We start from the raw sequence: 12528 nt of genomic DNA on the forward strand, positions 1-12528 counted from the left end.
TGTCCAAAATCATTAGGCCAGTTCAGCTTGCTCGCGATGGTGTGTCAGTCGCCCCTCTTTGTCTGACACACCATCGCGAGCAAGCTCGCTCCTACAGGGGTTTTGTAGCGTCACTTAAAACAAGGATCAGGCCATGCGCGCACTGGCTGCATTGAGTCGTTTTGTCGGTAACACCTTCGCTTACTGGGTACTGATTTTCGCCGTCGTGGCGTTCCTGCAGCCGGCGTGGTTCCTCGGCCTCAAAGGCGCCATCGTGCCCTTGCTCGGGCTGGTGATGTTCGGCATGGGCCTGACCCTCAAGCTTGAAGACTTCGCCGAAGTCGCTCGCCATCCATGGCGCGTGGCTCTGGGCGTGGTTGCCCATTTCGTGATCATGCCGGGCGTGGCGTGGTTGCTCTGCCAGGTGTTCCACTTGCCGCCGGAAATCGCCGTCGGCGTGATCCTGGTCGGCTGCTGCCCAAGCGGCACATCGTCGAACGTGATGACCTGGCTGGCCCGTGGCGACCTGGCGCTGTCGGTGGCCATCGCCGCCGTCACCACCCTCCTCGCCCCACTGCTGACGCCGGCGCTGATCTGGCTGCTGGCCTCGGCCTGGTTGCCGGTGTCGTTCATGGAGTTGTTCTGGTCGATCCTGCAAGTGGTGCTGCTGCCGATCGTGCTGGGCGTGGTTGCCCAACGGTTGCTCGGCAACAAGGTCCGTCATGCGGTGGACGTTTTACCGCTGGTGTCGGTGGTCAGCATCGTGATCATCGTCACGGCAGTCGTCGCCGCCAGCCAGGCGAAGATTGCCGAGTCCGGCCTGTTGATCATGGCCGTGGTCATGCTGCACAACAGCTTTGGCTACCTGTTGGGTTACTTCACCGGGCGCCTGTTCAAGCTGCCTCTGGCTCAGCGCAAGTCCCTGGCCCTGGAAGTCGGCATGCAGAACTCCGGATTAGGTGCCGCGTTGGCGAGTGCTCACTTTTCGCCACTGGCGGCAGTGCCAAGTGCATTGTTCAGTGTCTGGCACAATATTTCCGGGGCATTGCTCTCCACGTATTTCCGCCGCATGAGTGAAAAGCAGGATCGGGAAATAGCGGCGCAACAGGTCAGTGACTGACTTGCGATCTTGATCCGCGATCTTGATCTGAAAACTTGATCCCCGGGTTAATGCTGGGCACTATATTGCCCATCGCGAGGACGACCTCGCGGCTCGATCGAGTCATTAATCAGGGGACGACCCCGTCAGACGATGGAGGTTTTCATGTCCTGGATCATTCTGTTTTTCGCCGGCCTGTTCGAAGTGGGCTGGGCCGTCGGCCTCAAGTACACCGACGGCTTCACCCGCCCGCTCCCCACTGTGTTGACCGTTACGGCCATGGCTATCAGCCTTGGCTTGCTCGGCCTTGCAATGAAGGAACTGCCGCTGGGTACGGCCTATGCGATCTGGACCGGTGTCGGCGCCGTTGGCACGGTGATCGCCGGGATCATTCTGTTTGGCGAGTCGATGGCGCTGGTGAGGCTGGCGAGTGTGGCGTTGATCATTAGCGGATTGGTCGGGCTCAAGGTCAGCGCTTGATTTTCAGACCGCCATCGCGAGCAAGCTCGCTCCCACAGGGCCGGAGGTGAATCACACATTTTGTGTACACCTGCGATTATTGTGGGAGCGGGCTTGCCCGCGATGAGGCCAGCACAGCCAGCGGCTATCTAGCGGACCCACGCAACTCCCCCACCAACGCCTGCAACTTCGCCGGCTCCGCCACTTCAAACGCCACCGCCGGCCCAGCCACCAACGTCACTCGCGACCACAGGCGGTGAAACAGCCCCTTACCCGGATCGCGGCTGAAGAAACTCCCCCACAACCCCTGCAAGGCCAATGGAATCACCGGCACCGGCGTCTCTTCGAGAATCCGCGTCAACCCGCCCTTGAACTCATTGATCTCGCCATCGGCGGTCAATTTACCCTCGGGGAAGATGCACACCAGTTCACCGTCCTTCAGATACCGGGCAATGCGCGTGAAGGCCTTTTCGTAGATCTGGATGTCTTCATGACGCCCCGCGATAGGAATCGTCCCCGCGGTACGAAAGATGAAATTCAGCACCGGCAGGTTGTAGATCTTGTAATACATCACAAAGCGAATCGGCCGACGTACCGCGCCGCCAATCAGCAAGGCATCGACGAATGACACGTGATTGCACACCAGCAACGCCGCGCCTTCATCGGGGATCAGATCCAGGTTGCGGTGCTTGACGCGGTACATGGAATGGCTGAGCAGCCAGATCATGAAACGCATGGTGAACTCGGGGACGATCTTGAAGATGTAGGCGTTGACACCGATGTTCAGCAACGACACCACCAGGAACAGCTGCGGAATCGACAGCTTGGCCACACTCAGCAAGACGATCGAGACAATCGCCGACACCACCATGAACAACGCATTGAGGATGTTGTTGGCGGCAATCACCCGCGCCCGCTCGTTCTCCGCTGTGCGTGACTGGATCAGCGCGTACAACGGCACGATGTAGAAACCGCCGAAGACGCCCAGGCCGAGGATGTCGAGCAACACCAGCCAGGCGTGGCCAAAACCGAGGATTTCGATCCAGCCATGGCCGGCGGCGCTGTCCGGTATTGAGCCGGAATGCCACCACAGCAGCAGACCGAATACGGTCAGGCCGAACGATCCGAACGGCACCAGGCCAATCTCGACTTTGCGCCCGGAGAGCTTCTCGCACAGCATCGAACCCAATGCGATGCCGACCGAGAACACCGTCAGAATCAGCGTCACCACGGTTTCGTCGCCGTGCATCCATTCCTTGGCATAGGCCGGGATCTGCGTCAGATAAATCGCCCCGACAAACCAGAACCACGAGTTGCCGACAATCGAACGTGACACCGCCGGCGTTTGCCCCAGGCCCAGTTTCAATGTGGCCCAGGACTGACTGAAGATGTTCCAGTTCAGGCGCAATTGCGGCGTGGCGGCCGCCGCGCGGGGAATGCTGCGACTGGCCAGGTAGCCGAGCACGGCAATGCCGATGATCGCCGTGGACACCACCGGTGCGTAATGCGCCGAAGACATCATGACCCCGGCGCCAATGGTGCCGGCGAGGATCGCCAGGAAGGTGCCCATTTCCACCAGGCCGTTGCCGCCTACCAATTCATCCTCACGCAGGGCCTGCGGCAGGATCGAGTACTTCACCGGCCCGAACAGCGCCGAATGGGTGCCCATGGCGAACAGCGCCACCAGCATCAACGACAGATGATCGAACAGGAAGCCGACGGCGCCGACTGCCATGATGGCGATTTCCCCAAGCTTGATCAGGCGGATCAGCGCATCCTTGGCGAACTTTTCCCCGAATTGCCCGGCCAGGGCCGAGAACAGGAAAAACGGCAGGATGAACAGCAGCGCACACAGGTTGACCCAGATAGAGCGGTCACCCTCGATGGTCAGCTTGTACAAAATGGCCAGGATCAACGACTGCTTGAACACGTTGTCGTTGAACGCCCCAAGGGACTGGGTAATGAAGAACGGCAGGAAGCGCCGGGTACGCAACAAGGTGAACTGTGAGGGGTGACTCATCTTCCATGTGTCCCTGATTATGTAGAGAGTGGCCTGGATACTGTAATTGGAGTATCGAAACCCGATTCAGGCCACACCTTACCTAATCTTTGCCGGTTATTTCTTCAATCCGGCAATGCACGGCGAGACAAACAGCTCGCCCCGCCAGGCGCCCAGCACCGTGCGCTTGCCGACAATCAGCCACATCACCGCCAGCAACGCCACCAGCACACAGCCAAACACATTGAAAAACGTCAGGTTCAAGGTGCTGGCCAGTTTCAATGTCGCTAAAGAATAGACGCCCAGCGGAAAGGTAAAGCCCCACCAGCCGAGATTGAACGGAATGCCGGCACGCAAGTAGCGCACAGTGATCAGCAGCGCCATCAGCATCCACCACAGGCCGAAACCCCACAGGGTGATGCCGGCCACCAGCCCCAATCCTGCCGCAATTTCACCGACTCCCGGCAGACCATTGGCGGAGAAGATCAGCGGTGCATCGCCGCCCAGCACCAGCATGCCCAACGCACCGGTGCCGATCGGGCCAAGGGCCAGCCAGCTCGAGGCAGCCATGTTTTCGTGGGGCAGTTTATGCAGGGCCATGCGCAGCAACAGAATGGTCAGGATGCTGAAGGCCACCGGCAGGGAAAAAGCCCAGAGCACGTAACTGGTCACCAGCACCACCAGTTGCGAATGAGCGTCGGCCAAATGCGGCGCCAACAGACCACCGCTGGCGGCCGCCACTTCCGCCGCGACCACCGGCAACAGCCAGACAGCGGTCATCTGGTCGATGCTGTGCTCCTGACGGGTGAACATCATGTAGGGGATCAGCACACCGCAGGCCAGCGACATGGCCACATCCAGCCACCACAGCAGCTCGGCCAGCGAAATCACCCCTTCGCCCCAGCGCGGCAGGCCGAATACCAGGAAGCCATTGATGATGGTCGCCAGGCCCATGGGGATGGTGCCGAAAAACATCGAAACCGTGGAGTGGCCGAAAATCCGCCGCGCTTCGTCGAAAAACAGCACCCAACGCGCCGTGTATAGCGCCGTAAACAGCAGAAACAGCACGATATTGAACAGCCAGAGGGCTTCGGCAAAGGCGTGCACGGTGGGCATGGCGACCGGCAATTGCGCCAGTGCCAACGCCAGCACACCGGTACCCATGGTGGCCGCGAACCAGTTGGGAGTGAACTGGCGGATCACTTCGCGTGGGTGCTGCAGGTGACTGAAAGGTTTGATTCCGGGCTTGATGCTATTGGCGCATGTCATGGCGAACTCCTGTCCTCTCGTGAGGTAGAGCCCATGTTAGATCCGAATAGAATATCTATATAACGGGTAATATCTCTATATGTTATCTATTACATAGATATTTAATCAGGAACTGGCCTCACATGCCCTGCCTGAACGCGGGCGCATCAAACCTGCCAATGCGCCAAGGGCCAGAAGAATCAACACCGTTCCATAACCGTCGATGGTCGCCACTAAACCGAGGGTTCGGCTCAGGTTCCCAGCCAGCAGCGACGGCAGGCAGAAGGCGAGATAGCTGAGCGCGTAATACGCCGATACCAGCCCGGCACGCTCATGGGGCAAGGCCAGCGGCACCAGACTACGCAAGGTGCCAAGAAAACCGGAACCGAAACCACACCCTGCGACCAGGGTGCCAAGGAAGAACAGCAGCAGGCTGGCACTGTGCACACCCAGCAAAATCAGCACGACACCCGTTGGCATCATGCTGGCGCCCAATAATAACGCCTTGTCGGCGGGTCGGTTGCGCATGCTGTAAATCATCAGCGCACCGGTCAACGTCAATGCGGCAACGGTCGCCCCGCCAATCATGTTCGAGGTCGAGCCCGTGGCCGTGCGCACCAACGAAGGCGCCAGGGAAGCGTAGAAACCGCCGAGAGCCCACAGGGCAGTATTGAGCGGCAGCACCCGCCACAAAGTGGAGCGCGCTTGCAGCGGCACATGCAGTGTAGGTCGCAATGAAGCCCAAACCCCGGCCTGCCGCGAGACGCTTTCCGGCAAGCGCCAGACATACAACGCCTGCATCACAAACAAAGCCAGCAGCAGCCAGAACGTCAGATGCAACGGCGCCGGGGCGAACTCGGCCAACGCACCGCAGCCCAACCCGCCAATGGCCATACCGGTCAACGGTGCAACGCTATTGACCAGCGGCCCCCGTTCACGGTCGGTATCCAGCAGCGTTGCGCCCAGCACCGCGGTAGCCATGCCGGTGGCGAATCCTTGCAGCACCCGGGCACTGATCAGCCACGCAACGCTATCGGCGTAGATAAACAGCAGCATCGCCAGGACGTTCAGCACCACCGCTGTGAAAATCACCGGTTTGCGCCCCAGGTAATCCGACAGCGATCCGACCGTCAGCAACGCCGCCAACAGACTGAGGGCGTAGACGGCAAAAATCAGGGTCAAGGTCGCGGCCGAAAACTGCATCTGCTCCTGATACAGGTGATACAGCGGCGTCGGCGCGGTGGAGGCCGCCAGGAAACTGAGCAAGGTAACGGCGAGAAACCACAGGCTGGCACGGTTTGAATGAGAACTGGTCATGGACCTACTCCGCAAAAGCTAACTATTTGCTTTTGCGGAGTGTGCTACTGGATCTCTCTTAAAGCAAATTCTTTGTGTTAAGGTCCCAGGCATGGCTTTTACAGGAAACCCAGGATGACAGCTCCCACCTTACGCCCGGGCGGACGCAGCGCACGGGTACAAGAGTCGATTCATTCGGCCGTGCGTCAACTCCTCGAGGAGCAGGATCGCGCGAGCCTGACCGTGCCGCAAATTGCTGCGCGCGCAGGCGTTACACCCTCGACCATCTATCGGCGTTGGGGTGATTTGTCGGCGCTGCTGGCCGACGTCGCCCTCGCCCGCATGCAGCCCGACAACGACCCCACCCACACCGGCAGCCTGCGAGGCGATATTCGAGCCTGGGCCGAACAGTACTTGGACGAAATGAGCTCCGAACCTGGTCGCAACATGCTGCGCGACGTACAGGCGGCTCTCAAGCCAAGTTACTGCGCGACGATCATTGGCGGGCAGTTGCAGACAATCCTCGACCGTTTTCCCAACGAGTCCGTGCCGGGTGTCGATCGGCTGATCAACCTGATCGCCGCCCCCATCGTTTTCCGCATTCTGTTTTCCGAGGCAGCGCTGGAGGTTGAAGAGCTGCACCAATTGATCGAGATTGCATTCAGTCAGTGAGGCCCCCATCGCGAGCAAGCTCGCTCCCACAGTTGATCGCGTTTTTCCTGAAAGAAACCGCTCGAATGTGGGAGCGAGCTTGCTCGCGATGGGGCCAGTCCAGACACTGCAAATCCCCCTGCGACACCCCGCCACGCCACGACCTTGGTCGACACTGACTAACGCTGGCGGTCGTGCGAGACTGTCTGTCCGGGCGGGAGGTCCGGGTGTCTTTTGTCTGGAGTTCCCATGTCGCTGTCCAGCGGGTTGATTGCCGCCGTCGCCCTGGCCTATATGGCCATCATGTTCGCCATCGCCTTCTATGGCGACCGTCGCAGCGCGCCCTTGCCGCCGCGTGTGCGGGCCTGGGTGTACAGCCTGTCGCTGGCGGTCTATTGCACCAGTTGGACCTTCTTCGGCGCAGTGGGCCAGGCCGCCGAACAGCTCTGGTCGTTTCTGCCGATCTACCTCGGGCCGATCCTGTTGCTGGTCGGTGCGCCGTGGGTCCTGCAAAAAATGGTGATGATCAGCAAACAGGAGAACATCACCTCCATCGCCGACTTCATCGCCGCGCGCTATGGCAAATCCCAGTCATTGGCGGTGGTGGTGGCGCTGATTTGCCTGGTCGGCGTGTTGCCCTACATCGCGCTGCAACTCAAGGGCATTGTGCTCGGCGTGAACCTGCTGATCGGCGCCGGTGCCGACGCCATGGGCACCCGCGCCCAGGACACCGCACTGATCGTGTCACTGGTATTGGCGCTGTTCACTATTGTCTTCGGTACCCGCAACCTCGACGCCACGGAACACCACCGCGGCATGGTGTTGGCCATTGCCTTCGAATCACTGGTCAAGCTGTTCGCGTTTCTCGCCGTCGGCGCCTTCGTGACCTACGGCCTGTACGATGGTTTCGACGACCTGTTCGACCAGGCCATGCTGGCACCGCGACTCGAACAGTACTGGAAGGAAACCATCAACTGGCCGTCGATGGTGGTGCAGACCGGTGTGGCGATGATGGCGATCATTTGCTTGCCGCGGCAGTTTCACGTGACCGTTGTCGAGAACATCGAGCCTCAGGACCTGCGCCTGGCCAAATGGGTATTTCCGGCCTACCTCGCCCTCGCCGCATTGTTTGTCGTGCCGATCGCGCTGGCCGGCCAGATGATGCTGCCCAGTTCGGTGTTGCCGGACTCGTTCGTCATCAGCCTGCCTCTGGCCCAGGCGCATCCGGCGTTGGCCCTGTTGGCGTTTATCGGTGGCGCATCGGCGGCCACCGGCATGGTGATTGTGGCCAGCGTGGCGCTGTCGACCATGGTTTCCAACGACATGTTGTTGCCGTGGCTGCTACGTCGCAATAACGCCGAGCGCCCGTTCGAAGTTTTTCGCCAGTGGATGTTGTCGGTGCGCCGCGTCAGCATCGTGGTCATTCTGCTGCTGGCCTACGTCAGTTATCGCCTGCTGGGCTCGACTGCCAGCCTGGCGACCATTGGCCAGATCGCCTTCGCCGCCGTGACCCAACTGGCCCCCGCCATGCTCGGTGCGCTGTACTGGAAACAGGCCAACCGCCGGGGCGTTTTCGCTGGTCTCGCCGCGGGCACGTTCCTGTGGTTCTACACCTTGATCCTGCCGATAGCCGCCCTCAGCCTCGGCCTGTCCTTGAGTACATTCCCGGGGTTGGCCTGGTTGCACAGTAATCCACTGAACCTGCCAATCACCCCGCTGACCCAGGGCGTGGTGCTGTCGCTGGCCGGCAACTTCACGCTGTTTGCCTGGGTCTCGGTGCTGTCGCGCACCCGGGTTTCCGAGCACTGGCAGGCAGGCCGCTTCATCGGCCAGGAAATCAGCGCCCGCCCTAGCGCACGCTCGATGCTGGCCGTACAGATCGACGACCTGCTGCAACTGGCGGCGCGCTTCGTCGGCGAAGAACGCGCCCGTCAGAGCTTCATCCGTTTTGCCTATCGCCAGGGCAAAGGTTTCAACCCGAACCAGAACGCCGACGGTGAATGGATCGCCCATACCGAACGCCTGCTGGCCGGTGTGCTCGGTGCCTCTTCGACTCGCGCAGTGGTAAAAGCCGCCATCGAAGGTCGGGAGATGCAACTGGAGGACGTCGTACGGATCGCCGACGAAGCCTCTGAAGTCCTGCAATTCAATCGAGCGTTGCTGCAAGGGGCTATCGAAAACATTACCCAGGGCATCAGCGTGGTCGACCAGTCGCTGAAACTGGTGGCCTGGAACCGTCGCTACCTGGAGCTGTTCAACTACCCGGACGGCTTGATCAGCGTCGGTCGGCCGATTGCCGATATCATCCGCTACAACGCCGAGCGTGGCCTTTGCGGCCCCGGTGAAGCCGAAGTGCACGTCGCCCGTCGCCTGCACTGGATGCGTCAGGGACGAGCGCATACTTCCGAACGCTTGTTCCCCAACGGCCGGGTGATCGAACTGATCGGCAACCCGATGCCGGGCGGCGGCTTCGTCATGAGTTTCACCGACATCACCCCGTTCCGCGAAGCCGAATACGCGCTGACCGAAGCTAACGAGGGCCTGGAGCAGCGGGTGGCGGAACGTACCCATGAACTGTCGCAGCTCAACGTGGCCCTGACCGAAGCCAAGGGCACCGCCGAAGCGGCCAATCAGTCGAAAACCCGTTTCCTGACGGCCGTCAGCCATGACTTGATGCAACCTTTGAACGCTGCTCGACTGTTTTCCGCAGCCCTGACCCATCAGGAGGAGGGCCTGTCCGACGAGGCGCAAAAACTGGTGCGGCATCTGGACAGCTCACTGCGTTCAGCTGAGGACCTGATCAGTGACTTGCTGGATATTTCCCGCCTGGAAAACGGCAAGATCAATCCGGATGCCAAGCCGTTCGCGCTAAATGAATTGTTCGACACCCTCGGCGCCGAATTCAAGGTACTGGCCCGGGAACAAGGGCTGGAGTTCCGCGTCCGGGGCAGCAGGCTACGTATCGACAGCGACATCAAACTGTTGCGGCGGATCTTGCAGAACTTCCTGACCAACGCCTTCCGCTACGCCAAAGGCCCTGTGCTACTGGGGGTTCGCCGGCATAAGGAAGCATTGAGCCTGGAAGTCTGGGACCGTGGGCCGGGTATCCCGGAAGATAAACGACAGGTGATTTTCGAAGAGTTCAAGCGCCTCGACAGTCACCAGACCCGGGCCGAAAAAGGCCTCGGCCTGGGGCTGGCGATTGCCGACGGGCTCTGTCGCGTGCTCGGCCATACCTTGCGCGTACGCTCCTGGCCGGGACGCGGTAGCGTGTTCAGCGTCAGCGTGCCGCTGGCCCGGGCGCAAACCGCAGCGCCGGTCAAAGTCGCCGAGCTCAATGGCAAATTGCTCAATGGGGCACAGGTGCTGTGTATCGACAACGAGGACAGCATCCTGATCGGCATGAATAGCTTGCTCAGTCGCTGGGGTTGCCAGGTCTGGACCGCGCGCAATCGCGAGGAATGCGCAACGCTGCTGGGCGAAGGCGTACGCCCGCAATTGGCGCTGGTGGATTACCACCTCGATCATGGCGAGACCGGAACCGATTTGATGGCCTGGTTGCGCACGCAAATGGGCGAGCCGGTTCCGGGGGTGGTGATCAGCGCCGATGGCCGGCCGGAGACGGTCGACCAAGTACATGCCGCAGGGCTGGATTACCTGGCCAAACCGGTGAAACCGGCGGCGTTGCGTGCGTTGTTGAGCCGGTATTTGCCGTTGTAACGCGCAAGGCTTGACCTTTGCGGTGGTGCGACTGCCGTCATCGCGAGCAAGCTCGCTCCCACAGGGGGTACGCGGTCAACTGTGGGAGCGAGCTTGCTCGCGATGCTTTTCAGCTATTCCGGTAACTCGACCAACCCATCGACATCCGTCATCGCCCGCTCCAGCAAATCCGCCGGCAGGCTCTTGCTCGCCCGTGCCCCCAGCAGCTTGAGCTGTTCACTGCGACTGACCAGGTTGCCACGCCCTTCTGTCAGCTTGTTGCGTGCCGAACTGTAGGCTTTGTCCAGCTGCTGCAGGCGATTGCCGACTTCATCCAGGTCCTGGATGAACAGCACGAACTTGTCGTACAGCCACCCGGCCCGTTCGGCGATTTCCCGGGCATTCTGGCTCTGGCGCTCCTGCTTCCACAGGCTGTCGATGACGCGCAGGGTCGCCAGCAACGTGGTAGGGCTGACGATCACGATGTTGCGATCGAATGCCTCCTGGAACAGCGTTGGCTCGGCCTGCAACGCGGCAGAAAACGCCGCTTCGATCGGCACGAAGAGCAACACGAAATCCAGGCTGTGCAAGCCATCGAGGCGTTTGTAATCCTTGCCGGCCAGGCCTTTGACGTGATTGCGCAACGACAGCACGTGCTGCTTGATGGCGATCTGGCCGATGGCCTCGTCCTCAGCCGCGACGTATTGCTGATAGGCAGTCAGGCTGACCTTGGAGTCGACCACCACCTGCTTGTCGCCCGGCAGATAAATGATCACGTCCGGCTGGAAGCGCTCGCCGTCCGGTCCCTTGAGATTGACCTGAGTCTGGTACTCGCGACCCTTCTCCAGCCCCGCATGCTCAAGCACACGCTCAAGAATCAGTTCGCCCCAATTGCCCTGGGTCTTCTGCCCTTTCAAGGCGCGGGTCAGGTTGGTGGCTTCGTCGCTCAAGCGCAGATTCAACTGCTGCAGGCGCTCCAGTTCCCTGGCCAGGGAGAATCGCTCGCGAGCCTCGTTCTGATAGCTTTCCTCGACACGCTTTTCGAAGGACTGGATGCGTTCCTTGAGTGGATCGAGCAATTGCCCCAGACGCTGTTGACTGGTTTCGGCAAAACGCTGCTCGCGCTCATCGAAAATTTTCCCCGCCAGCTCGGCAAACTGCGCACGCAACTCGTCTCGCGAACCTTGCAGGTCGTTGAGGCGTTGCTGGTGACTGTCCTGTTGCTCGCGCAATTCGGCGTTGAGCGACGCGGCCTGGGCATCCAGGCGGCGCAATTCGGCTTCCTTGCCGGCGCGCTCGATATTCCACGCATGGGCGGCGTCCCGGGCGTCGTCGCGCTCGATCTGCAGCAGTTCGACTTCACGACGCAGCGCAGCCAGATCAGCCTGTTTGGCGGCGTTGGCCTGGGTCAGATCAGCGACTTCATCACGGCTGGATTCGAGCTGTGCATTCAATCCGTCCTGCACCAGTTGCGCCATGGCCAGGCGCTCCTGCAGCAGTGCAACGTCCGCTTGCGTGGTGCTGGCCCGACGCTGAAGTTGCCAGGCCAATACCAGCAACGGCAACGCAGCCGCTGCCAGGCCCAGCAATACGCTGGTCAAGTCCATTGCCATAGCCACTCCTGCCATTCGGATAAAGCCTGAAGGTTAACCAAGGCGTCCGGTCTTGGACAGCTCAGTCTTCGATCAGCCCCAGTTCCTGTTGAGCGCGGCGATCGCCTGCCCTAGCGGCCTGACGCAGCAGGTCCTGGCCGATCCGGCGGTCCCGGGCGTTCCCGCACTCCCGGCACATCAACTGGCCAAGGCGGCTTTGCGCAGCCACCACGCCTTCACGGGCCGGTTGCTTGAGCAAACGTCCGGCGATGTGTTTGACGTTACGGTTTTCACCCAGATGCGGACTGTCCAACAGCCACTCCGCCACGCGCATGGAAAAGCGCTTGGTAGGGGCAACAGAGGGTATTGTGGAGGAAGAGGAAACAGGGGCTGAGCGAAACTTCATAAAGCACTGTGGGGCAGATCAGAAGGCGCGCAACTTTACTCTCTTTTTCTTACAGGTAAAGCTGAAAATATCCCGGCACGCCCGTGCTAGAGCAAGCGCT

The 12528-nt window shown here is 60.7% G+C and carries 9 protein-coding genes; 4 read left to right on the forward strand and 5 right to left on the reverse strand.

The features are described 5' to 3' along the window. The first annotated feature begins 133 nt into the window (after nt 1-133). Both PMI29_RS08190 and sugE read left to right on the forward strand, forming a co-directional pair. Entirely contained in the window at nt 134-1099 is a 966-nt protein-coding gene (locus PMI29_RS08190) for a bile acid:sodium symporter family protein (protein WP_008001225.1), read from the forward strand. A 144-nt stretch (nt 1100-1243) separates the two neighbouring features. Continuing rightward, a complete protein-coding gene (gene sugE / locus PMI29_RS08185; protein ID WP_008001227.1) occupies nt 1244-1558 on the forward strand; it encodes a quaternary ammonium compound efflux SMR transporter SugE in 315 nt (104 codons plus the stop codon). Nucleotides 1559-1682: 124 nt separating this feature from the next. Here the strand turns inward: sugE and PMI29_RS08180 are convergent, their stop codons facing one another. The 3 genes from PMI29_RS08180 to PMI29_RS08170 form a co-directional block, all read right to left on the reverse strand. Next, complete coding sequence (locus PMI29_RS08180; protein WP_008001228.1) at nt 1683-3557, reverse strand: MFS transporter; 1875 nt, start codon at nt 3555-3557, stop codon at nt 1683-1685. A 96-nt stretch (nt 3558-3653) separates the two neighbouring features. Then, a complete protein-coding gene (locus PMI29_RS08175) occupies nt 3654-4805 on the reverse strand; it encodes a TDT family transporter (protein WP_008001230.1) in 1152 nt (383 codons plus the stop codon). A 105-nt stretch (nt 4806-4910) separates the two neighbouring features. After that, on the reverse strand, nt 4911-6101 hold the full coding sequence (locus tag PMI29_RS08170; protein WP_008001232.1) for an MFS transporter: 1191 nt from the start codon (nt 6099-6101) through the stop codon (nt 4911-4913). A 114-nt stretch (nt 6102-6215) separates the two neighbouring features. On the opposite strand from PMI29_RS08170, the gene PMI29_RS08165 reads away from it, so the two are divergent. Both PMI29_RS08165 and PMI29_RS08160 read left to right on the forward strand, forming a co-directional pair. Beyond that, a complete protein-coding gene (locus PMI29_RS08165) occupies nt 6216-6752 on the forward strand; it encodes a TetR/AcrR family transcriptional regulator (RefSeq protein ID WP_008001234.1) in 537 nt (178 codons plus the stop codon). Between the two features lie 228 nt (nt 6753-6980). Next, a complete protein-coding gene (locus PMI29_RS08160; protein ID WP_008001236.1) occupies nt 6981-10451 on the forward strand; it encodes a hybrid sensor histidine kinase/response regulator in 3471 nt (1156 codons plus the stop codon). Nucleotides 10452-10564: 113 nt separating this feature from the next. Here the strand turns inward: PMI29_RS08160 and rmuC are convergent, their stop codons facing one another. Together rmuC and PMI29_RS0130345 are read right to left on the reverse strand one after the other, a co-directional pair. After that, a complete protein-coding gene (gene rmuC, locus PMI29_RS08155) occupies nt 10565-11929 on the reverse strand; it encodes a DNA recombination protein RmuC (protein WP_177323283.1) in 1365 nt (454 codons plus the stop codon). A 175-nt stretch (nt 11930-12104) separates the two neighbouring features. Next, nucleotides 12105-12428, reverse strand: coding sequence for a hypothetical protein (locus PMI29_RS0130345; RefSeq protein ID WP_033052581.1), 324 nt, complete (start codon nt 12426-12428; stop codon nt 12105-12107). Between the last annotated feature and the right edge of the window lie 100 nt (nt 12429-12528).

Source organism: Pseudomonas sp. GM49, from assembly GCF_000282355.1.
Classification (GTDB): Bacteria; Pseudomonadota; Gammaproteobacteria; order Pseudomonadales; family Pseudomonadaceae; genus Aquipseudomonas.